Origin of the sequence: Actinoplanes cyaneus (assembly GCF_016862095.1) — a bacterium.
Taxonomy (GTDB): Bacteria; Actinomycetota; Actinomycetes; order Mycobacteriales; family Micromonosporaceae; genus Actinoplanes; species Actinoplanes cyaneus.
In genome coordinates this window covers 25,983-46,004 of the sequence record NZ_BOMH01000078.1, presented here as the reverse complement: position 1 = coordinate 46,004, position 20,022 = coordinate 25,983, and the positions used below count along the sequence as shown (strand labels likewise).

At 71.3% G+C, this 20,022-nt stretch carries 24 protein-coding genes; 15 read left to right on the top strand and 9 right to left on the bottom strand.

The window, feature by feature from the left end:
* The first annotated feature begins 96 nt into the window (after positions 1 to 96).
* Positions 97 to 585: a peptide deformylase gene (locus Acy02nite_RS42285; RefSeq protein WP_203754764.1), complete on the top strand. Its 489-nt coding sequence runs from the start codon at positions 97 to 99 to the stop codon at positions 583 to 585.
* 28 nt (positions 586 to 613) lie between these two features.
* Here Acy02nite_RS42285 and Acy02nite_RS42280 read toward each other — a convergent pair whose 3' ends face one another.
* A complete protein-coding gene (locus Acy02nite_RS42280) occupies positions 614 to 898 on the bottom strand; it encodes a hypothetical protein (RefSeq protein ID WP_203754762.1) in 285 nt (94 codons plus the stop codon).
* 645 nt (positions 899 to 1,543) lie between these two features.
* On the opposite strand from Acy02nite_RS42280, the gene Acy02nite_RS42275 reads away from it, so the two are divergent.
* Positions 1,544 to 1,873, top strand: coding sequence for a MerR family transcriptional regulator (locus Acy02nite_RS42275; RefSeq protein ID WP_203754774.1), 330 nt, complete (start codon positions 1,544 to 1,546; stop codon positions 1,871 to 1,873).
* Positions 1,874 to 1,984: 111 nt separating this feature from the next.
* Here the strand turns inward: Acy02nite_RS42275 and Acy02nite_RS42270 are convergent, their stop codons facing one another.
* Positions 1,985 to 2,713, bottom strand: coding sequence for an MBL fold metallo-hydrolase (locus Acy02nite_RS42270; protein WP_203754760.1), 729 nt, complete (start codon positions 2,711 to 2,713; stop codon positions 1,985 to 1,987).
* A gap of 102 nt (positions 2,714 to 2,815) precedes the next feature.
* A complete protein-coding gene (locus Acy02nite_RS42265) occupies positions 2,816 to 3,190 on the bottom strand; it encodes a VOC family protein (RefSeq protein WP_203754756.1) in 375 nt (124 codons plus the stop codon).
* A 303-nt stretch (positions 3,191 to 3,493) separates the two neighbouring features.
* Between Acy02nite_RS42265 and Acy02nite_RS42260 the strand changes: the two genes are divergently transcribed.
* The 3 genes from Acy02nite_RS42260 to Acy02nite_RS42250 all read left to right on the top strand — a co-directional run bounded on the left by Acy02nite_RS42260 (position 3,494) and on the right by Acy02nite_RS42250 (position 5,727).
* Positions 3,494 to 4,579, top strand: coding sequence for a serine hydrolase domain-containing protein (locus Acy02nite_RS42260; RefSeq protein WP_203754754.1), 1,086 nt, complete (start codon positions 3,494 to 3,496; stop codon positions 4,577 to 4,579).
* Between the two features lie 132 nt (positions 4,580 to 4,711).
* On the top strand, positions 4,712 to 5,326 hold the full coding sequence (locus tag Acy02nite_RS42255) for a ribonuclease FAU-1 family protein (RefSeq protein ID WP_203754752.1): 615 nt from the start codon (positions 4,712 to 4,714) through the stop codon (positions 5,324 to 5,326).
* A complete protein-coding gene (locus tag Acy02nite_RS42250) occupies positions 5,323 to 5,727 on the top strand; it encodes a RidA family protein (protein WP_203754750.1) in 405 nt (134 codons plus the stop codon). The genes Acy02nite_RS42255 and Acy02nite_RS42250 overlap by 4 nt, the downstream gene beginning before the upstream one ends.
* Positions 5,728 to 5,732: 5 nt before the next feature.
* Here the strand turns inward: Acy02nite_RS42250 and Acy02nite_RS42245 are convergent, their stop codons facing one another.
* The 3 genes from Acy02nite_RS42245 to Acy02nite_RS42235 all read right to left on the bottom strand — a co-directional run bounded on the left by Acy02nite_RS42245 (position 5,733) and on the right by Acy02nite_RS42235 (position 6,681).
* Positions 5,733 to 6,050, bottom strand: coding sequence for a helix-turn-helix domain-containing protein (locus Acy02nite_RS42245; protein ID WP_203754748.1), 318 nt, complete (start codon positions 6,048 to 6,050; stop codon positions 5,733 to 5,735).
* A gap of 1 nt (position 6,051) precedes the next feature.
* On the bottom strand, positions 6,052 to 6,384 hold the full coding sequence (locus Acy02nite_RS42240; protein WP_203754746.1) for a type II toxin-antitoxin system RelE/ParE family toxin: 333 nt from the start codon (positions 6,382 to 6,384) through the stop codon (positions 6,052 to 6,054).
* A 90-nt stretch (positions 6,385 to 6,474) separates the two neighbouring features.
* Complete coding sequence (locus Acy02nite_RS42235) at positions 6,475 to 6,681, bottom strand: HAD hydrolase-like protein (RefSeq protein ID WP_264653417.1); 207 nt, start codon at positions 6,679 to 6,681, stop codon at positions 6,475 to 6,477.
* Positions 6,682 to 6,834: 153 nt separating this feature from the next.
* On the opposite strand from Acy02nite_RS42235, the gene Acy02nite_RS42230 reads away from it, so the two are divergent.
* The 7 genes from Acy02nite_RS42230 (at position 6,835) to Acy02nite_RS42200 (ending at position 13,424) form a co-directional block, all read left to right on the top strand.
* On the top strand, positions 6,835 to 7,425 hold the full coding sequence (locus Acy02nite_RS42230) for an SET domain-containing protein-lysine N-methyltransferase (RefSeq protein WP_203754744.1): 591 nt from the start codon (positions 6,835 to 6,837) through the stop codon (positions 7,423 to 7,425).
* 117 nt (positions 7,426 to 7,542) lie between these two features.
* Positions 7,543 to 8,409: a hypothetical protein gene (locus Acy02nite_RS42225; RefSeq protein ID WP_203754741.1), complete on the top strand. Its 867-nt coding sequence runs from the start codon at positions 7,543 to 7,545 to the stop codon at positions 8,407 to 8,409.
* Positions 8,406 to 9,044, top strand: a complete 639-nt coding sequence (locus tag Acy02nite_RS42220) for a DUF4129 domain-containing protein (RefSeq protein ID WP_203754739.1) — start codon at positions 8,406 to 8,408, stop codon at positions 9,042 to 9,044. The genes Acy02nite_RS42225 and Acy02nite_RS42220 overlap by 4 nt, the downstream gene beginning before the upstream one ends.
* On the top strand, positions 9,041 to 10,312 hold the full coding sequence (locus Acy02nite_RS42215; RefSeq protein WP_203754738.1) for a DUF4350 domain-containing protein: 1,272 nt from the start codon (positions 9,041 to 9,043) through the stop codon (positions 10,310 to 10,312). The genes Acy02nite_RS42220 and Acy02nite_RS42215 overlap by 4 nt, the downstream gene beginning before the upstream one ends.
* Entirely contained in the window at positions 10,309 to 11,289 is a 981-nt protein-coding gene (locus Acy02nite_RS42210; RefSeq protein ID WP_203754736.1) for an AAA family ATPase, read from the top strand. Before Acy02nite_RS42215 ends, Acy02nite_RS42210 begins: the two co-directional genes overlap by 4 nt.
* Complete coding sequence (locus Acy02nite_RS42205; RefSeq protein ID WP_203754735.1) at positions 11,289 to 12,605, top strand: DUF58 domain-containing protein; 1,317 nt, start codon at positions 11,289 to 11,291, stop codon at positions 12,603 to 12,605. Before Acy02nite_RS42210 ends, Acy02nite_RS42205 begins: the two co-directional genes overlap by 1 nt.
* Positions 12,606 to 12,638: 33 nt before the next feature.
* Complete coding sequence (locus Acy02nite_RS42200; RefSeq protein WP_203754734.1) at positions 12,639 to 13,424, top strand: GNAT family N-acetyltransferase; 786 nt, start codon at positions 12,639 to 12,641, stop codon at positions 13,422 to 13,424.
* 147 nt (positions 13,425 to 13,571) lie between these two features.
* Here the strand turns inward: Acy02nite_RS42200 and Acy02nite_RS42195 are convergent, their stop codons facing one another.
* A complete protein-coding gene (locus Acy02nite_RS42195) occupies positions 13,572 to 14,897 on the bottom strand; it encodes a hypothetical protein (RefSeq protein WP_203754733.1) in 1,326 nt (441 codons plus the stop codon).
* A 384-nt stretch (positions 14,898 to 15,281) separates the two neighbouring features.
* Here Acy02nite_RS42195 and Acy02nite_RS42190 point away from each other — a divergent pair, with 384 nt between their 5' ends.
* A complete protein-coding gene (locus Acy02nite_RS42190) occupies positions 15,282 to 16,313 on the top strand; it encodes a hypothetical protein (RefSeq protein ID WP_203754731.1) in 1,032 nt (343 codons plus the stop codon).
* 393 nt (positions 16,314 to 16,706) lie between these two features.
* On the opposite strand, the gene Acy02nite_RS42185 is transcribed toward Acy02nite_RS42190, so the two are convergent.
* On the bottom strand, positions 16,707 to 17,696 hold the full coding sequence (locus tag Acy02nite_RS42185) for a stage II sporulation protein M (RefSeq protein WP_239175771.1): 990 nt from the start codon (positions 17,694 to 17,696) through the stop codon (positions 16,707 to 16,709).
* 84 nt (positions 17,697 to 17,780) lie between these two features.
* Here Acy02nite_RS42185 and Acy02nite_RS42180 point away from each other — a divergent pair, with 84 nt between their 5' ends.
* Positions 17,781 to 18,662, top strand: a complete 882-nt coding sequence (locus Acy02nite_RS42180; protein ID WP_239175770.1) for an RDD family protein — start codon at positions 17,781 to 17,783, stop codon at positions 18,660 to 18,662.
* 9 nt (positions 18,663 to 18,671) lie between these two features.
* Here the strand turns inward: Acy02nite_RS42180 and Acy02nite_RS42175 are convergent, their stop codons facing one another.
* Positions 18,672 to 19,205 carry a hypothetical protein gene (locus Acy02nite_RS42175; RefSeq protein WP_203754729.1) on the bottom strand — a complete coding sequence of 178 codons (534 nt, stop codon included), beginning with the start codon at positions 19,203 to 19,205 and terminating at the stop codon, positions 18,672 to 18,674.
* A gap of 132 nt (positions 19,206 to 19,337) precedes the next feature.
* On the opposite strand from Acy02nite_RS42175, the gene Acy02nite_RS42170 reads away from it, so the two are divergent.
* A complete protein-coding gene (locus Acy02nite_RS42170; RefSeq protein ID WP_203754727.1) occupies positions 19,338 to 19,997 on the top strand; it encodes a hypothetical protein in 660 nt (219 codons plus the stop codon).
* The last annotated feature ends 25 nt before the right edge of the window (positions 19,998 to 20,022 follow it).

Sequence of the window (20,022 nt, the reverse complement as noted above, 5' to 3'; positions counted from 1 at the left end):
ACGTTCGGGACCGTGGGTGCCAGCCCGGCTTGGCGCGGTGGGCTGTGCCGGGAGACCGGCGTCTGGGGCCGGTAACGGGTGGTTAGGATTTCGGGCATGACAGTACGGCCTATCCGGCTCTACGGTGACCCGGTCCTGCGCACGCCCGCCGATCTGGTCACCGACTTCGACGCCGGCCTGCGTGAGATCGTCCGTGACCTGGAGGACACCGTTCGTGAGCCGGGCCGCGCCGGTGTCGCCGGCCCGCAGATCGGGGTGAGCCTGCGGGTGTTCTCCTACAACGTGGACGGGCAGGTCGGGCACCTGGTCAACCCGGTCCTCTCGGACTTCGAGGGGGAGCAGGAGGACGAGGAGGGCTGCCTGTCGCTGCCCGGCCTCGGCTACTCGACGAAACGGGCGATGTCGGTCACCGCGCGCGGTTTCGATCTGAACGGCGAGCCGCTGGTCATCCAGGGGACCGGGTTCCTGGCGCGGGCGTTGCAGCACGAGACCGACCACCTCGACGGCCGCCTCTACATCGACACGCTCACCGGCGACGTACGCCGTCAGGCCCTCCGGGAACTCCGCCGCGTCGTCCCGCGCTGACCACCCTTGGCCGGGCCGTGTCTGCCGGTCACCCGCGTGCGGGGCGAGGAACTGCCTGTTCGGGACGGCTCGGGGGCAGATCCTCGGCGCGCTTCTCGATGTCGATCGCCGTCGCGGTGACCTGATTCGCCACGTCGTGCAGCCGGCGGCGGATCGCCTGATCAGGAATGGCCTGCGCGCTCCGATGCATGGCAGCCTCCACCACTTCGAGTTTGTCGGCCGTGTCGTGCATCGCCGCCTCGGTCCGGCTCCGGCTGCTCCGTTCATCGCTCATGGTCATCTTGTACTCGTACCCAGATTCGCCCGTCGCCACCGCGTCATCGAGCTTTCGTTGCGGCGTCGCCGTCGCGGCGCTGACCTTCTCGCGACGCGTTGATCAGCTCGTGACCGCCTCGAAGACCGCGCCAGAAAGTCTGTGTTGGAAAACCTAGACTTTCTTACGGGTGCCGGTTAGAGTTCTTCCTGTTGACGAATGAGATCTGTGATCACGCAGACGAAATCAGGTCGAGCTACAGCAGGGCCGGGTGACACGCCAAGGCTCGCTCGGCCTCGCGTCAGCAGGTGGGGCCGAGGCACGTTCGGGGCTCCGTCTGAGCAGCACCTCGCCCCGCGAGTGCGGGCCCACGAAGTCGCGTGGGGGCCCCAGCGTCGGCGAGCACTACAAAGCAAGGTGGAAAACAGAGGAAAGGGAGGGCCTGAACACCGTTGGATCGCCCGCTACCAGGTCGCCCTGCGACCCCGAGGCGGACACCGCAGTTCCCTCCGAAAAGAGGTGGTCTCCGGTCACGCTTATGCGATCCTCGCACCTCGGTCCGTTCATGACGGCCGGTGCGGATACGAGAACCCGACGATCCTGTCGGTGGATGGTGTTTCGAGTCCTGTGAACCCTGGGCCCCGGTGCTTCCCGCGCCGGGGCCCTCGTCATGGAGGTTTTCGCTCATTGGTCCCACCCGACGACATGTTCGGTGACGACGACTTTCCCGCGTACACGATGGGCCGCGCCGCGGAGATCGTCGGTGCCTCGCAGGACTTCCTGCGCCGGCTCGACGAGGAGAAGCTGATCACCCCGTTCCGGTCGGCCGGCGGTCACCGCCGCTACTCCCGTTACCAGTTGCGCCTGGCCGCGCGAGCCCGGGAGATGGTCGACCAGGGCACTGCCCTGGAATCGGCCTGCCGGATCATCATCCTCGAGGACCAGCTCGAGGAGGCCCTCGAACAGAACCGGAAGTTCCAGCTCGAACGACCGGATCAGGACGTCAGCCCCGACCAGCCGGCCGGCAACGGCTGACCCGACCTCCACGGTCCTTCTCCACCAGGGAAGGGCCGCTTGTCGTTCCGGGAGGTGCCGGGGACGGACCTGTCGTGGGGTCAGAGGCGCCGGCGGAAGCCGTTCGTCGGCTCAGAGGCGCAGCACCAGGCCGGAACAGGCCGCGGTCACCTCGCCCCGGAAACGGCTGCGAGCCGCGTCGATCGCCTCGGCCGGCGACGTCCCGGCGAGAAGGTGCGTGAGGACCAGATGCCCGGCCGCGGCCTGCGCCGCCTCGGCGCCCGCGATCGTCGCGCTGGACAGGAACCCCGAGGCCTCCGCCGGTACGTCGTCCAGAAACGAGGCCTCGGCCAGGAAGAGGTCAGCGTCGCGGGCCAGTCGTGCCACCATCGGGCTCGGTCCGCTGTCCCCGGTGTAGGCGAGCACCCGGCCGCCCGCGCTCAGCCGCAGCCCGGCGTTCGGCTCCCAGTGCGGCAGCAGCGCCGTCTCCACCCGGAACGGGCCCACCTCGAACCGGTCGCCGGGCGTGAACTCGCGCAGGGCCAGGCCACTGTCGAGCATCCCGGGCCGGTCCAGGGCCAGGACGGCGTCGAGGGCCCCGCCGGGCGCGTACACCGGCAGCCTCGGTGCCGGGTCGGCCCGCAGCACCCGGGCGCGCAGCAGCGGGTTGAGGTCGGCGCAGTGGTCCGGATGGCCGTGGCTGACGATCACGGCGTCGACGTCGGTGCTGGGCAGGCGGGGGACCGTCGCGTACCCCAGGTCGAGGATCAGCCGGAAGCCGTCCTGCTCCACCAGGAATCCGCTGCAGGCCTGACCGGGGAGCGGCCAGGCGCCGCAGCCGCCGAGCACCGTGATCCGCATCGTCACCTCCACGGGACAGCGAGGAAAGGACATCGGACGCCGACGCGGCAGGGCCGGCGACGGGTGCCGGGGCGGGCGGCGATGCTCACCCCGGCACGGCCGTCACACGTACGGCCGGGTGATCAGCTCGACGGCGTGGCCGGCGGGATCCTTGAAGTAGACGCCGCGGCCCCCGTGCTCGTTGTTGATCTCGCCGGAGCGGCGCATCTGCGGGTCGGCCCAGTGCTCGATGCCGCGGTCCCGCAACCGCGTGTACGCCCGGTCGAAGAGCTCGTCGTCGAGCAGGAACGCGTAGTGCTGCATCTGGATCTCCACCGACGGCTCGGCGAACTGCAGCAGCACGCCGTCACCGAGCTGGAGGTTGGTGAACAGGCCCCAGGACGGGGCCTCGGACGCCTCCAGCAGCTCACGGTAGAGCGCTGCGGACTCGTGACGGTCCTTGGCGGCGATGATGGTGTGGTTGAAAGTGGCTGGCAAGTGCGTTGACCTCGCTTCTCGTTCGTTTCGACGGGACCTGGGGGAGGGTCGCTCCGGAGGTCCGCGTGCCGAACGAGCGGGGGTCAGCGATCCACCGGATCGCCGATCCGTGCATGGCTTCCAGCCGGTCCGGTGTTCACGGTGGACACCCTACCTCACCCGGGCCGAGGCCGGTGACATCGATCAGTTTGATTTCCGTTAACGTGGTGGGCGCGTACCGGAAAGGTCTGCCGGGTTGCCGGGTTCACACGTTGTGCGCCGCACGCGCTCCGGCAATCGCCGTCCTCCGGAGCAGGAGGCACGGTGACGATCGTTTCGGAGCCCCGGCGGACGTGGGACGAGCTGCCCGCCGACGAGCTGGGCATCACACCCCGCGCGGTGCAGACCATGATCAGAATGGTGGCGGCCCGCGGCGCGGCGGCTCAACTCGTGGTCCTGCGGCACGGCGAGGTCGTGCTCGACTGGTCCTTCGGGGTGCCGCGCGACGTGCCCTTCCTGCTGTTCTCGGCCGGCAAACCGCTGATCGCGACGCTCGTGCACCAGCTCGCCGAGCAGGGACTCGTGTCGCTCGACGCGCCCCTGGCGACGTACTGGCCAGAATTCGAGATCAACGCCAAAGAGACGATTACGGTACGGCAGGTGCTCCAGCACCGCTCCGGACTGCCTTACGTCAAGAGCGTCTACCGCGACGCGCTGATCGCTCCTGACTGGAATCGATCAGTGCGCGCCCTGGCCGGCGCCCGCCCGCACCACACGCCCGGGCAGCATCCCGCCTACCACACCCTCAGCTACGGATTCCTGCTCGGCGAGCTGGTCCAGCGCGTCACCGGGATGCCCCTGCGCGACGTGCTGGACCGCCTGATCCTGCAGCCCCTCGGCCTGCGCGACACCCACCTGAGTGCGCCGCCACGCCGGGTCCCGATGCGCCGGGCGCCCCGCGGCGGCCCGCGCACCCTGCAGTGGGCGGCGAACCTCGGCGTCGCCCGCAACGCGGTCATCCCGGCCGCCACGGTCAGCAGCACCGCCCGCGACCTGGCCCTTTTCTACCAGGCGCTGCTCGGGACGCGGCTGCTCTCCGCCGACGCCGTCGCGACCGCGTGCGCCCCGTCCACCAGTGGTGAGGCCGACCAGGTGCTGGGCAACCGGATCCGCTGGTCGCAGGGCTTCCAGCTGGGCGGCAACGAGAACGACCCGCAACGCCCCCGGCCGATGGGGCGGCTCAGCAGCCGGCGCGCGTTCGGGCACAACGGCTCCAACGCGTGCCTGGGCTGGGCCGACCCGGACCGTGACCTGGTCATGGTCTACCTGACGAACCGCCTGGAGGTCAGCCCGGAGAGCGCGCCGTACCAGTGCGAGCTCAGCGACACCCTGCTCGCCGGCTGCCGCTGACCCGATGCGTGACGCCCGCGGCGCCGGCTGCCGCTGACCCGCCGCGTCAGGCCTCCGGGGTCTGCAGGGCGACGAGCTGGCGCAGATTCACGTGACGGGGGCGGCTCACGACGTACGCGATAGTCTGCCGCGATGCGATTCGAGGCGGGGCAGACCGTCGTGCGGCGGTATCGGCGCGGGCCGTGGCGGACGTGGGCGCAGCCGATGCGGGTGATCCAGGACGACGACGCGGGGCTGTTGCTGTGGGCGCCCGAGGGCGGGGAGTTCGCGCGACTGATCGACGTGGACGGCAGGAGCACGCGCGAGGTCAGCCCGGACCGGATGCAGGACCCGAAGCTCGAACTGCACGCGTGGCAGGGGAACAGCGTGCTGATCCTGATGCCGCCCGGCGCCGGGTACTCCGTGTGGTGGTTCTTCTCCGGCGGTGAGTTCACCGGGTGGTACGTCAACCTGGAGAAGCCCTACCTCCGGCAGGACGACGGCGTGGAGACGACCGACCTGGTGCTCGACATCGTGGCGACCCCCGACCGGCAGTGGGAATGGAAGGACACCGACGAGTTCGCCGAGTTCGTGGGGCACCCGCTCTACTTCGACCGGGCGGCGGCCGCGGCGATCCAGGACGAGGCGGACCGGCTGACAAAACTGATCGACAGCGGCGAGTTCCCGTTCGACGTTACGCACACCGGCTTCCGCCCCGACCCGGGCTGGCCGCTGCCACGATTCGAACCGGGAGCCCTCGACCGATGATCACCAAGTTCAGCCCCGGCACGGTCCACGAGACGGCCGGGTACAGCCACGTGACGATCACCAGCGCCGGGCGGCTCGCGCACCTGGCCGGCCAGTGCCCGCTCGACCTGGCCGGGAAGGTCGTCGGCGAGCCGGGCGATTACGCGGCGCAGACCGCTCAGGTGATCGCGAACTGCCTGGCGGTCCTCGCCGCGGCCGGTGCCACGCCGGACCGGGTGGTCCGCTCGGTCATCTACGTGGTCAGCCCGGAGGCCGCGGTCCTGTCCTCGGTCTGGGCCCAGCTGAACGCGTCCCCGCTGGCGGCGGCGTTCACCACCGCCAGCACGCTGGTCGGGGTCGCGTCCCTGGGCTACCGCGGCCAGCTCGTCGAGGTCGACCTCACGGCCGCCCTCCCGGACTGATCGGTTCAGACCGCGACCAGCCCGGCCGACCCGTTCGCGATGTCGACCCGGAAGGTCAGGCCGGTCGCCCGGGTGAGCCGGGCGAGGGTCGCCAGCCCGGGTGTCTCCTCACCCTTCTCCAGCCGGGCGATCGCCGGCTGCTGAAGGCCGGTCAGCTCGGCCAGTTTCCGCTGGGAGAGGCCACGCTCGGTCCGGTACTTCACGACGGCGAGGGCGACCTCGCGGGCGAAGGCAGTGCGGTCCCACGCGTCGCGGAACTCCGCGTCGTTCTCCCGGCGCTCCTCGATCACCTCGTCGACCGGTTTGAGGTCGGACAGCTCCATGTCAATCCTCCTGCAGTTCTTCCAGCCGCTGTTCTGCCGCCCGGGCGGCCCGCGCGAATCCGCGGTGGTCGCATGTCGCTTCCGGGGCGATGGCGGCGATCACGAAGACGTCCCGGACGCGTCGGTACAGACGCCGCCACGGGCTGTTGCCGGCACGAGGGCGCAGCTCGCGGAGTTTCCCGGCCCCGTTGACGTTGCTGGCGTGCGGGAACTGCAGAGTGGGTCCGAGGGCCGTCAGCTTCTCAGCCGCGTGCAGCATCGCGGCGGCCCCGGCGCCGGGAAGTTTGGCGAGTTCGAGCTCGGCTTCCGGATGTAGGACGACCCTCCATGGCATGCGGCGACGATAACGAAACTGTTATCACACCACGATACCTCTTCCGGGGTCGTCCGGGCCACTGACCTCGTACGGGTGTCGCGGGAAAGGTCAGGAGGCGGCGAGGAGGGCCGGGAGGTCGGCGACCGAGTCGATGACGTGGGTGGGCGCCGGCAGGTCGTCGCAATTGCACTGGTCGGCGTACTTGCCGGTGCGGACCTGGCCCGACGTGACGTCGGCCTCGCACGCCATCAGGATGTCGGTTGTGCGGTCGTCGCCGACCACCCACAGGTCGCTGGGGGCGTCGTGGGCGGCCAGGCGCAGGAAGTCCTCGGCGTCGGCGCAGCCTATCGGTCACGCCGCCGCCGGCGGACCGGCCGCAGTGGACCGGTGCGCCCCTGATTCACGATCGTGGGTGGCCGCGGACCGACGTGCGCCCGCGCCCGCGCCGGACCACCTAGATTCTTCCGTGTGGATGTGCTGATCGGGGTCGGCTCGCTCGCGGGCCGAGGTGTGTACGCGGCACGGGACTTCGAGGCCGGCGAGGTCGTGCTCGGTTACCGGCTGCGGCCTCTGGACGAGGCGGAATACCGGGCGCTGCCGGCCGGGGAGGAGCTGTTCGTGCACAGTTACGGCGGGCGCCGGTTCCTCTATCCGTCGCCGGCCCGGTTCGTGAACCACGCCGACGAGCCGTCCTGTTATCAGGACTTCGACCGGGGCTGCGACGTCGCGCTGCGGCCGATCTCCCGGGGTGAGCCGATCACCATCGACGCGGGTGAGGAGACGGCCCGCGAGCTGAGCTCGTTCCTCGACGCGTACCGCGACGGCGTCGGCGGCCTGGTCGCGGCGGACGCCGTGTGCTGGGCGGACGGCCGCCGCGTCGCGGAGCTCGGCGACGACACGCGGCGCTCGATCGCCGGCCCGCAGTGGCTGATCGGGACCGGCCGCTGGGAGGCGCTGTGCTCGGCCGGGGTGACCGCCGGCGGCGGCCCCCGGCGCCTGTCCATGCTCCTGAAGGTGATCACCGGGAACTGGCAGATCGTCTACCAGCACCTCGGCTGAACCGGTCACGGCATCGTCGCCGCGGCCGGCGGAGGCGGTCCCATACCGCTGCCGGTTCTTCGAGGTCGGCATGGGTCTCGATCGAAGCCGTCGTACCCGTCTTCTAGGATGCCCGCCATGCGGGGAGAGGCGGCGGGATCGCGCCGGCGAACGGCGATCCTGCCGTTGCGGGCGACGACCGCGGGGGAGTCGCTGGACGGTGCGGTGGCGCTGCTGCGGCAGCGTGCGCTGCCGCTGCTGGCCGTCGCGGCGGTGCTGGCGGCGGGCGAGCAGGTGCTGGTCACCCGGATGCGGGCGGCCGCTCCCGGGCTGGAGCCACCGTTCTACCTCCCCGACCACTTCAACTTCGGCGTGTGGTGGCAGATCCTGGCGACCGGGCTGGCGATCGAGGTCGGGATCATCACGCTGCTCGGGGCGTTCACCGGGGCGGCGGCCGGGCCGGCGCTGCTCGGGCGGCCCGCCTCGCACGGAACGGTCCTCCGGCGTACGCGCGTGGTCTGGGCCTTGTTGTTGGCTCTTCTGCTGGCCGCGGTGGCCTGGCCGGCCGCCTACTTCGGGCTGGTCGGCGTGGTCCTGCTCTACGCGCTGACCGGGCTGGTCACGCCGGTCCTGACGCTGGACCGGCCGGGCAACCCGGTCGTCGCGCTGGGCCGGTCGGTGCGGTTGTCGGCGCGGGGCGGGCTGCGGGTCGGCCGGGTCCGGATCGTGGGCTATCTGACCTGGCTGGGGATCCGTGGGGCGCTCGGGCTCGGCTGGATCGCGGTCGGTGACCTGCTCGCCTACAACTTCCTCGGCGCGAGCTGGCTGGACCGGGCGGTCCCGATCGCCTGGGGCGTGGCGAACACTGTCGCCTACGCGGCGCTGGCCTGCCTGGACGCGGTGCTGCTGGTCGAGGCGCGGATCCGGACCGAGGGCCTGGACATTGCGCTGAACCGCAGCCGGGCCCGCGGCGAGGACGAGTCGGAGACGCTGGTGGCGACGTGACGCGGTTCTACGACGGGCTCGTGGCGTGGCTGTTCGACCGGCTGTCGCCACAGCTCACCCTCCTGATCCTGCTCGCGCTGACCGGCCTTGTCGCGGCCCTCTGGTACTGGTATCCGGCGTGGGTGCCACGACGGATGCCCCGGCTGCGGTTCACGCTGCCGCGCCTGCGGCTGCCCCGGTGGCGGTTTCCCCGCGTACGGCTGAGCTGGCGCCTGCCCCGATGGCGCCGCAAGCCCAAAGCGAAGCCCAGGCCGAAGGCACAGCCGGTGCCGGAAGCGGTGGAGCCCGACGCCGTGGAGCCGCCGCCCAGCGGGAACGGCCTGTCCCTCGCGGACCGTCTCGCGGCGGAGGGGCGCTTCGCCGAGGCGATCCGGGAGCGACTGCGCGAGACCGTTTCTGATCTGACCCGGGCCGGGGTGATCAAGCCCGAGCCGGGCACCACCGCGCTGGAGCTCACCGCTGACGCCGCGGCCCGGCGCCCCGTCGTCGGCGCCCCGCTGGACGGCGCGACCGCGATCTTCTCCGAGATCTGGTACGGCCGGCGGGAGGCGTCCCCCGGGCACGACGCCCGCATGCGCACGCTCACCGCCGAGGTCCGCAGCTCGCTCACCGGGCCGCCGGGAGGAGTGGAGTGACCACCGCTGTGAAGGTCAGGCGCAGCCGCAGGTGGCTGCGGGTGGCGATCCCGTTCGCCGTGCTGTTCGCCGTGATCACCGGCACCCTGGTCGTGCACGCGATCGAGCGGCCCGACCAGGACGACGCCGCCTACCTGTCCCCGGTCAGCCAGGACGGCATCGGCTCGGCCGTGCTGGCCGGCGAACTCCGCGAGCGCGGCGTGACGGTGATCCGGGAGACGTCGTCGGAAACGGCGCTGTCGGCGATGCGGGGCGGGGCCGCGACGCTGCTGGTCACCACCCCCGAGCTGGCCGATCTGGATCAGCTGACCGCGCCCGGGGCGCTGCCCGCCGGCACCCGCATCGTCGTGGTCGGCCCGGACCCGTCGGCGATCGCCCGGACCAATTGGCCGGTCGAGGTCACCCGGGAACGCTGGGCCACCGGCCTCGTCGCGCCGGCCTGCACGGATCCGATCGCGCACGCCGCCGGCACCGCCGCGGTGGGCGGCCGGTGGTACGGCACGTCCGGTGCTGCCACCTGCTACGACGGCGCCGTGCTGAGCCTCGGGTGGGGCGGGTCGACGGTCACGATGGTCGGCGCCCCGGATCCGTTCCGCAACGACCGGATCACCGAGCACGGCAACCGCGCCCTCGCCGTCGGCCTGCTCTCGCAGAACCCGCGGGTGGTCTGGCTCGACGTGCACCACCGGGAGGTGCAACCGCAGGTCAGCCCGTCGCCGACGACCGAGACGGCCGAGCCGCGCACCACCCGGCCGACCCGGGAGCCGCGGGAGTCGTCCACCGGGCAGCCGCGGGACGACCCGGCGCGCGGCGAGCAGCCGCAGTCGCAGAGCGAGCCGGACCCGCTCGCCGAGGCGTTCCCGCCGGCCGTCTGGGCGTCCGTCGCCCTGCTCGCGATCGCGCTGCTCGCGGTGGCGATCGCGGCCGCCCGCCGGCTCGGGACGCCGGTCGCCGAGCCGCTGCCGTCCCGCGTCCCGTCGAACGAGACGATGCTCGGGCACGCCCGCCTCTACCAGCGCGCGCACGCCCGCGACGAGTCGCTCGGCATCCTGCGGGCCGCGGCGCAGCGCCGGCTCGTCGCGCACCTCGGCCTGCCACCCGGTGCGACGATCGCCGACATCGCCGAGGCCGCCGGCTACGAGGTGGCCGACGTACAGGAGATCCTCGCCGATTTCCTCCCCGAGAACGACGCCGAGCTGGTCTCGGCCGCCAACGCCGTACAGAACCTGGTACGCGAGATCACCGGATTCGAAGGAGACCAGTCGTGACCACCGATGCCGTCGTGAACGCCGACGCCCACGAGGCCCGCCTCGCCCTGGGCCGGTTGCGCACCGAGGTCGGCAAGGCCGTCGTCGGGCAGGACGCGGTGGTCGGCGGTGTCGTGGTGGCGCTGCTCTGCGGCGGCCACGTGCTCCTCGAGGGCGTGCCCGGCGTCGCCAAGACGCTGCTGATCCGGGCCTTGTCCACCGCGCTGGACCTGGACACCAAACGCGTCCAGTTCACCCCCGACCTGATGCCCGGCGACGTCACCGGCTCGCTGGTCTACGACTCGCGGACCGCCGCGTTCAACTTCCGGGCCGGGCCGGTCTTCACGAACCTGCTGCTCGCCGACGAGATCAACCGGACGCCGCCGAAGACCCAGGCCGCGCTGCTCGAGGCGATGGAGGAGCGCCAGGTCAGCGTCGACGGAACCCCCCGGCCGCTGCCGCTGCCGTTCCTCGTCGCGGCGACGCAGAACCCGATCGAGTACGAGGGGACGTACCCGCTGCCGGAGGCGCAGCTCGACCGGTTCCTGCTGAAGCTGAGCGTCCCGCTGCCCGAGCGCGACGCCGAGCTCAACGTGCTGCGCGCGCACCACAACGGCTTCGACCCGCGCGACCTGAAAGCGGCCGGGGTGACCCCGGTCGCCGGGGCCGCCGACCTGCTCGCCGGGCGGGCGGCCGTGCAGCGGGTGCAGGTCGCGGACCCGGTGCTGGCCTACATCGTGGACATCTGCCGGGCCACCCGCGTCGCCCCCGCCCTGGAGCTCGGCGCGTCACCGCGTGGCGCGACCGCGCTGCTCGCCGTCGCCAAGGCGCACGCCTGGCTGAACGGGCGGGACTACGTGGTCCCGGACGACGTCAAGGGTTACACCCTGCCGACCCTGCGCCACCGCGTCCGGCTGCGCGCCGACGCCGAGCTGGACGGCGTGACCGTCGAGTCGGTGCTGGCCACGGTCCTGACGACGGTGCCGGCGCCGCGCTGATGATCACCAGGCGTTTCGCCGTCCTGCTCCTGATCGGCCTGCCCCTGCCGGCGCTGCTGCCCGCGCCGTGGGTGGCGGCCGGCGCGGTGCTCGGGGTGGCCGTCCTGATCGCGCTGCTCGACCTGCTCCTCGCCGGGCCGCTCGACAGGCTGGAACTGCGGCGCGACGGGGACCGGACGGTCTGGCTCGGCAACACCGCCACCACCACGCTGACCGTCACCAACACCTCCGATCGGCACGTACGGCTGAGCCTGCGCGACAGCTGGGTCCCGTCGGCCGGCGCCGGCTCGCCGCACCACTCCTTCCCGCTCGAACCGGGCACGTCGCACGAGGTGACGACGACGCTCGTGCCGACCCGGCAGGGCGACCGGCCCGCGGTGCGGGTCACCCTGCGGTCGATGGGACCCTTCGGGTTCGCGTACCGGCAGCGCCGCCGCTCCTGGAACGAGAAGGTCACGCCGGCGTGGACGCTGCGGGTGCTGCCGCGCTTCCCGTCCCGGCGGATCCTGCCCGAGAAACTGGCCCGGATCCGCGTGCTCGACGGGACCGCCGTGACCCGCGGACGGGGGCACGGGACCGAGTTCGACGTGCTCCGCGAGTACGTGATCGGCGACGACGTGCGCTCCATCGACTGGCGGGCCAGCGCCCGGCACCACGACGTCGTCGTCCGCACCTGGCGGCCGGAACGCGACCGGCGGGTCTACTGCGTGCTCGACACCGGGCGTACCTCGGCGGTCCGGGTCGGCGACGCGCCCCGCCTGGACGCCTCGATCGACGCGGCGCTGCTGCTCTCCGTGCTGGCCGCGCGCGCCGACGACAAGGTGGACCTGATCGCGCTCGACGGGTCGGTGCGGGCCCGCGTCGACGGCGGCGGCCACCGGGTGCAGCTGCCCCGGCTGATCGACGCGATGGCGTCCCTGGAGCCCGCGCTGGTCGAGACGGACTTCACGCTGCTGGCCCGGGAACTGCTGCGCCGTGACCGGAAACGCTCCCTCGTCGTCATCTTCACCGCCCTGGACACCGCCCCGATGATCGAGGGCCTGCTGCCCGTCCTGCCGCGGCTCGCCGCCCGCCACAAGGTGATCGTCGCCGGGGTCCGGGACCCCGCCGTCGCCCGGATGGCCGCCCTGCCGGCGAAGCCCTCGGCGGCGGACGTGCACACCGCGGCGGCCGCCGAGCGGGTCCTGTTCGAGCGCGACCGGGTCCGTGACGTGCTCGACCGCTCCGGCGCGACAGTGGTGGACGCGGACGCGGACACGTTCGCCGGCAAGGTCGCCGACGTGTACCTGCTGCTCAAAGCCACCGGCCGCCTGTAGCCGGCTCTGCCGTCGCCGGTCTAGCCTGCGCATGTGGACATTGCCGGGCTGGCCGTGCGGGCGCAGGTGGAATGGTTCCGCGGCCTGGCCGCCGCAGGCTTCCCGCAGCTCACCACCGGCGCCGGGTTCGCGGTGTCGACGGGTCTGGACTCCAACACCGAGAACGGCGCCGTCATCGACCCGGCGGTTCCCGGCGACCCCCGCGAGCTCGACAACCTGCTCGGGTGGCTGCGCGACCGGGCAGTGCCGGCTTCGGTGCTGGTCACGGGGCCGCTGGAGCCGGAAGCAACCGCCCGGTTGATCGATCGGGGGCTGGAACCGGAGCGCGCCGGGAACGACATGGGCGGCCCGATCGCCAGCCTCGACCTGGATGCGGCGGAGCAGCCGGGGCCCGGCTGGCAGATCACCGAGGTGACCGACGTCGAGGCTCTGCGCCGCAACCATCGCGTCTACGCCGAGGACGGCTGGTGGGACGACCGCGGCGAACTCGACGACCGTGTCGGCTTCGCGGCCCGCCTCGGGTTCGGGCCCGGCCGGCCCGTCCGGCACTGGACTGCCTGCCACCAGGGTGCCCCGGCCGGGGCCGCCACCTCGTTCCGGTTCGGCGACGCGGTGCTGCTGGTTCACTGCTGCGTCGCCGCACGATGGCGCCGGCACGGGATCGGGACGGCGCTGACCCGGGTCAGGCTCGCGGCCGCGGCGCGCCAGGGAGCCGCCCGAGCCGTCCTGTTTCCCTCACCGGAGGGCTACCACCTGCACCGGCGTTTCGGGTTCGACCTGGTGGCGAGCCACCCGGACCGCTGGTTCTACCTGCGGTGACGCACCGCTCGGCATGCTCCGGTGGTACCATGGCCCCCGGCTCCGGCCGCTTCCTGGTCTAGGCGCCCGTCCCGCGGCGGATCACCGCCGGAGCTTGTCGATCCGGTCGCCGTCGGGGCGATTGGCCACCGTCAGCAGCGCAGATCCCTATTGCGGCGGCTCAACCCGGGCGCGGCACCGATAGCTCACGTAGGCACCGAGCGCCATGCCACAGACCAAGACCGCTGCGCTCGACACTGTGGCGTTGACTGTTACGGGGCGCCCTAAGAGCTTCCGCTTGGCTACCGCTGTGTTGGGTGCCGGCTGAGGCAGGACGTTCAGTGCCAGTAGACCGTCCTGCGGATCTGCGGAGTCCGGCGGCGCCAGACGGTGGCTGATCGCTGTGGCGATAACGCCCACCAGCACGCCGGCGAGCACCACCATGCCTACGACAGTGGTCAGCAGACCAATGACACGCACGCTCACCGTGGCGGCGCCGGTTCCCTCCGGGTCCCCATCCAGAAGCCGACTTACCAGCCAGTACAGGGCATTCCAGTAGGTGGCGGGGCGCTCATCGCAACCATCTGCCGCGCATGCGGCTGCTTCGACGTCCGCGACGAAGCGTGCGGCGACCGCCAGCACGCAGCCCAGCAAGATGAACAGCTGACTGAGCACCGCAAACCTGCCCATCCGCCAGAACCGTTCGGGAAGCGGCGGTAACGTCACTCGCCAAGATGCGTCCGCCGATAACAGCAGAACACGCGGGCCAGTGATGAGCTGGCTGGCGTACGGTGATCCGAGCAGTGCCTGCTGGGCGGCGGAGGTGGTGACACCTCGTTGGAATATCAGCAGGCCGGCGCTGATCTGCGGGTCATGCATCAACGACGCCATGGTCTGGCCCACGCTGCGAGCTTCCGGTAGATGGCATATTTGTACTGACCACTGCTCTTGGCGCGCGCTGCCGACAGCCAAGCCGCCGCGATGGGCGATCGGGTCACGGGGCACCATCGTCGTGAAGCAGTCACGCACCACAGCAATCAACAGGTTTAAGGAGAACAGAGCCGCCAACATCAGTAGAAGCCAAGCCGTTGCCTCCGAGACGGGCCCGGACGCCGACCCGCGGTGAACCGCCATCAGCCAGAAGGTCATCGGAACAGCGGCCAGGCTGAGCCCACCGAACCCAACTAACAAGGGCCAGTATTGATCAACGACGTTCAGTATCCGCGCGATCCGTGGAGACCCGGCCGGCGAACGGCCTGGTGAGCCAGGCATCTGCAGGACGAGAAATTCGTGCGCTGATCGCCACCACAATCGTTCCTGTCGGGCGGCGACATAGATCAGCGCCGTGATCGGGCCCCGTGACCGCAACAACGGGATCACCGTCGATCTAGGGCGCAGCCACCGGCTGACCTCATTACCGTGTTCGGCTCTGCGCATGTTCCGGGCGGCACGCCAGCAGTCGGCCAGCCCGGGGTTCGCTTTTGAGAAGTCCACCGGCTCATGGTCACTCCCGCAGTCCACACGAGATGGCTCGCGATGCCGGGTGTGCACGCTTCCTTTGAGCGTTCCGGGGTGACCTGACGGAGGCTTGCGTACCAGAGGGTAGTTCTTGGGGGATGGTGGTACTACTCCGGGTTGGTGCGAAGGATATTGCCGCGGACGGTGAGGGCCTGCGCCGTCAGCGTGTAGTGCCGCCGCGCAGAATCCAGCGGCGATGGCGGGGACTCGAGCCATGCCTGCCGCGGTGTCGTCCGTGGTGATGGCATCGTGGTCGATCACCGCGACGTTGAGCCCGGCCTCGGTGGACACAGTGCTCATCCGCGCGGCGCGAGCGCATTACATCGGCAGGCACCAGTCCGTCCATCATCAGTCGGCTGATTGGACGAGCCGATCCATGCTTCGGACGCTGGTTCTATTGTGGACGGCATGCTTCCTCGGTGGCGTGCGGTCGGTTCGGATGCGCTCTGGGCGGGCGCCGCCGCGCTGGTGGTGGCTCTGGTCGGGGTGACGACGAACATCGCCACCTCCAACCCTGACCGGGTGCGGGTGACAGCCGCGGGCACCGCCATCGCCGTCTTCATCGCGCTGGAGATTTTCCGGGCTCGGGCCACCTTGCACCGGGAACCTGCCGCGAACCCTCCGCTGCCCATTCCCGCCGACATGACGGCCGTCGTCGTCGCTCGCCCGGACGACTCCGGCGCAGGACAGCTGTTCACGGCGAACTGGGAGCCGATGCTCGGCGACGAGGTCGCATTTGAGGTGTCCGGCGCGATCGAGTCGGTGCAGGTCGACGTTGCGCTGTTGTCGGACTGGTTGGCGGCCGAAGAAAACAGGCTCACTTCTGCCGACATGCCGGACGTCGTGAGGAACCAGGATCTCCGCCTTGTCCGGAAGGCTCGGGCCAGAGCAGAGAAGCTTGGGCCCGAAATGGTCAAGTTGGCATGCGCCACACACGCCGCTCGCTACACCGACGCCGAGATCCGCACGATTCTGGACCGCTCGCTGTCCTTTCGGGTGAACAACCTTCTGGCCCGAACTGGACACCCGAACCTGCCGCATCCGCAGGACTTAGACGAGATGGCGGCGTTCACCCTCGGTTACGCCAAAGAGGACTTGATCGAGCTCGGCTTCGACGCCGGCCCGGCGCACGGCGGCCATCAGGCGTACGTGCCGCGGGCGATCCTTCTGGATTCCCCGCTACTGATGGGTATTGGCGAGCTGCTGGCGCCTGCCGACTCCTCGCCGTCAACGACGCTGTACGTTGCCTGCCAGTTCGCCCATGACTTCAACTTCGTCTCCGACCAGCGGCTCCTCTGGACCCACTTCGTCCTGCCGCAGGCCTTCGTTCGGTATCCGTTCGAAGGCCTCGTTATCGACGTCAGCCTGGTTCGGAGATTCGGCCTCCCCTGACCGCATCAGGCCGCCCCGGCGCAGAGCAGACCCCGTGACAATGACTCAACGACCGCCACCACCTCGTCCGACGGCTTCCGGGCCACGACGACCTGCGCCGGCTACCGCCCCACCCACCACGGTGCACTTCGCCTACCTCGACCCAGCCCACCGTGCCGGGGGAGAGACACCACGACTCCACACCCTCGGCGAAACCATGCAGCTGGCCCACCAACCCAGAATCGTAATCATCTCCGAGAACAAAGACATCGCGGTTAACTTACCGAAACTCGGCTCAGACATCAGCGCCGAAGGTGTCGACCGGGTCGGCACCATCATCGCCGCCCTCCCATGGCTCCAGCAGCAGATGAGGGCGTTCACCGGCGTACGTGAAGATGGGCTTGATCGGGGGTTTCAGGCTGTGGGGAGGGCGGCGGCGTCGAGGTCGGCGGGGCGGCGCAGGTCGGCCTCGCGGCCCCAGAGCAGGGCGTAGGCCAGGAACGCGAGCCAGGCGGTGGCGCCCAGGGCGATGCGGACCGGGGCGGGCAGGGACGACGGCGTCACGAACCCCTCGAGGCAGCCGGCGACGGCCAGGGCCGGGACCAGGCCGACCGCGACGACCATGCCCTCGCGGACCCAGGCGACCAGGGACTGGCGGCGGGTCCGCAGCGGGCCCGGAGCGATCCACGACCAGCCGATGCGCAGGCCGACGCCGGCGCCGACGAACAGGCAGGTGATCTCCAGGAGGCCGTGCGGGGCCAGGTAGGTCAGGAAGGTGCCGCCGGCGTCGCGGCTGACCATGACGCCGCCGAGCACCGCGGTGTTCAGCATGTTCGACCAGAGCAGGTAGAACACCGGCAGGATCAGCACGCCGGCGGCCAGGCACTGGGCGGTGAGCAGGGCGTTGTTCGTCCACACCTGCAGGGCGAAGTTCTGCGACTGGAACTCGCTGTAGTAGCCGACGAACGACTTGTCGACGATGTCGTCGATGCCCGCGTCGTCGACGAATAGCGCCAGCACGTCCGGGTGGCTCGACAGGTACCAGACGAGCACCGTGGTGACCGTGACGAGCAGCGCGGCCAGGGTGCCCCACCAGCGGCGGGTGCGGTAGAGAGCGCCGGGCAGCCGGTACGCGAAGAACTCGCCGAGCGGCCGCCACGAGAAACCGCCGCTGCTGCGGGTGACCGCCGCGCGCCCCGCCAGGACCAGGCGCGACAGGTCGGCCAGCATCACCGGGTCGGGGTTGCGGCTGCGCAGCACCGACAGGTGGGTGGCGGCGCGCTGGTAGAGGACCACGAGCTCGTCGATCTCGGCGGGATCGTCCAGCTTCGCGCGGCTCGCCAGCACCTCCAGGCGGTGCCATTCGCCGCCGCGCTCCGCGAGATACGCGTCGAGATCCATCATCGTCCTGCCCCCGCCGTTTCGTTGCCCGCTGAGCGTAGTGGACGCGGTTCGCGCAGCTCGGCCCCGGTGGTGTTCACTGTGCGGGTGAACGCTGCGCCCGCCCCTGAACTGGTCACCGCGGAAGCGGTCGCTCTCGATCTGCGCCCGGCACGGCTGGGGTCACGGGCGATCGCCCTGGGCATCGACGTCCTCGTGCAGGCCGTGGTGGCCGGGGGCCTGATGCTGTTCGCCGGGCTGATCCTCGCGGCGCTGCCGGACAGCATCGTCGACGACGCGCTCGTCTCGGCCGTGCTCCGGCTCGTGGTCGTGCTGGTGCTGCTGGGCTTCCCGACGTTCGTCGAGACCCGGACGAACGGGCGCAGCCCCGGGAAGTCCGCGATGGGGCTGCGGGTGATCCGGGAGGACGGCGGCCCGATCCGGGTGCGGCACGCGTTCACCCGCGCGCTGATCGGCCTGGCCGTCGAGTGGCCGGGGCTGCTGCTGCCGTTCCTGACCTGGGTGGTGACGCTCGGGGTGATGCTCTCCTCGTCGAAGGGCCGCCGCCTCGGTGACCTGGCGGCGGGCACGATCGTCGTGCACGAGAAGCGGCCGGTGCCGTTCCGGTTCGTGCCGGCGATGCCGTCCGCGCTCGCCGGCTGGGCCGCTGTCACCGACCTGTCCGCGATCGACGACGACCTCGCCGGGCAGGTCCGGCAGTTCCTGTCGCGGGCGTCGGAGCTCAGCGAGCCGCACCGCGGTCAGCTCGAACGGATGCTGGCCGCCGAGGTGGGCACGCGGGTGACGCCGCCACCGCCGGCCGGGACCCCGCCGTACCACTTCCTGGCTGCCGTCCTGGCCGAGCGCCGCCGTCGCTACGGGATGCAGCTGGCGGCGGGCCGGGCGGTCACCGAGCGGTTGCTGCCGGGATTCGGGCGTTCCGCCCGGCGACTCACCTCTCCGGTACGGCCGTCGGCCCCCATGTTCTGAGAGTGGCGTTCAGCGGAGCGCCGCCACCACGGCGGAGATGATCGCGGTGACGAGCAGGACCAGCCCGGTTCCCGCGCCGACGACGGCGCTGGGGGTGATCCCCCGGGACCGGGCGACCGGGACCGCCGCCAGTGCGACCAGGGTGATCAGCGCCCCGGCGACGTGGTCGGCCGGCAACTCGATGATCGCGGCGACCGGGAACAGGTGGACCCCGACCACGAACGCGATCCACGCCGCGGTCCAGTCGCGGCGGCGCAGGACGGCCAGCAGGACCGCGCCGAGCGCCGCCACGCCGAACTCGATGCCGACGACGATGCCGAACGTGCGGCTGGTGTCCTCGTCGAAGACGGTGCCGTCGGCCCAGTGCTGCCAGGCCAGCAGCGCCCCGGCGGCGAGCGTGAGCACTGCGGCAACCGAGCCGGCCACCAGGAACGGCCGCCAGCGGCGGGGCGGTGCCTCCTGCGCCCACCCGAACCAGGCCGAGGCGAAGAATCCCAGCACCACGGCGTTCACGGCGACATCGCGGACGTTCTCGGCGAGCACTCCACCTCCAGATTTCCGGTACGGGCGATCGGCCGGCCCGGGCCGGGTGCCGGAATCATAGCCACCCGTCGATCACGGTGTGGCCCTGCGATTCCGGCGCGAGTCCCGTACGCGCGGCATAGGATCGGGCCGATGCTGACCGAGGCGCAGGCGACCGACTACGTGAGCCGCTACGACGGCGTGACCACGGAGGTCCTGACCGACGGGTCCTGGCTGCCGGAGCGTCGCGCGTTCTGGCGGATGACGTTCGACGGCTGTGCGGGACCTGACGTGATCGCGGACCTGTTCGGCGACGGCGACGCCCTGGACGAGGAGATCCGGGCGGCCGGGCGCTGGCCGGTCATCGCGATCGGCGATCGGTTCGCCCAGATCATCTGGCACGGGCATGATCTCGAGGGCGGCGACGACTACGTGGCGCTGGCGCCCGGCCGGGCCGTCTCGGTCGCCGCCCGTCAGGGACACGGTTACGGGCCCGGCCTGTCCTGGGCGGAGTTCCGCCGGCTCGCGACCACGCCGCAGCGGGCGCTGCTGGCACTGCCGGCACTCGGGGACGCCGACGTCCCGCCCGCCGCCGTCGACCTGATCACCGAGGCGCTGGTCACGGTGGGTGACGCCGCTCCGATCGCGGCGGCGGAGGCGGCCCGCCAGATGCTGGCTAGCCCGGTCCACTGGGTGGGCGACCGGAGCGTGCTGGTATGTGACGGGGAGTTCGCCGTACGCAAGCCAGGTGGTCTTCCCGATGTGGACTTGCGCCTGGTCACCGGGGCTCTGCTGGGCACAGGAAACCCGTAGGTCGCGGCACAGCCGGCACACAGAT

Bases quoted from the DNA above. Each gene is read 5' to 3' on its own strand.
- Acy02nite_RS42170 (WP_203754727.1), top strand. From the start codon at position 19,338: ATGCTGACCGAGGCGCAGGCGACCGACTACGTGAGCCGCTACGACGGC.
- Acy02nite_RS42185 (WP_239175771.1), bottom strand. From the start codon at position 17,696: ATGATGGATCTCGACGCGTATCTCGCGGAGCGCGGCGGCGAATGGCAC.
- Acy02nite_RS42255 (WP_203754752.1), top strand. From the start codon at position 4,712: ATGCGATTCGAGGCGGGGCAGACCGTCGTGCGGCGGTATCGGCGCGGG.
- Acy02nite_RS42225 (WP_203754741.1), top strand. From the start codon at position 7,543: ATGCGGGGAGAGGCGGCGGGATCGCGCCGGCGAACGGCGATCCTGCCG.
- Acy02nite_RS42275 (WP_203754774.1), top strand. From the start codon at position 1,544: ATGTTCGGTGACGACGACTTTCCCGCGTACACGATGGGCCGCGCCGCG.
- Acy02nite_RS42240 (WP_203754746.1), bottom strand. From the start codon at position 6,384: ATGCCATGGAGGGTCGTCCTACATCCGGAAGCCGAGCTCGAACTCGCC.
- Acy02nite_RS42285 (WP_203754764.1), top strand. From the start codon at position 97: ATGACAGTACGGCCTATCCGGCTCTACGGTGACCCGGTCCTGCGCACG.
- Acy02nite_RS42250 (WP_203754750.1), top strand. From the start codon at position 5,323: ATGATCACCAAGTTCAGCCCCGGCACGGTCCACGAGACGGCCGGGTAC.
- Acy02nite_RS42245 (WP_203754748.1), bottom strand. From the start codon at position 6,050: ATGGAGCTGTCCGACCTCAAACCGGTCGACGAGGTGATCGAGGAGCGC.
- Acy02nite_RS42205 (WP_203754735.1), top strand. From the start codon at position 11,289: ATGATCACCAGGCGTTTCGCCGTCCTGCTCCTGATCGGCCTGCCCCTG.
- Acy02nite_RS42270 (WP_203754760.1), bottom strand. From the start codon at position 2,713: ATGCGGATCACGGTGCTCGGCGGCTGCGGCGCCTGGCCGCTCCCCGGT.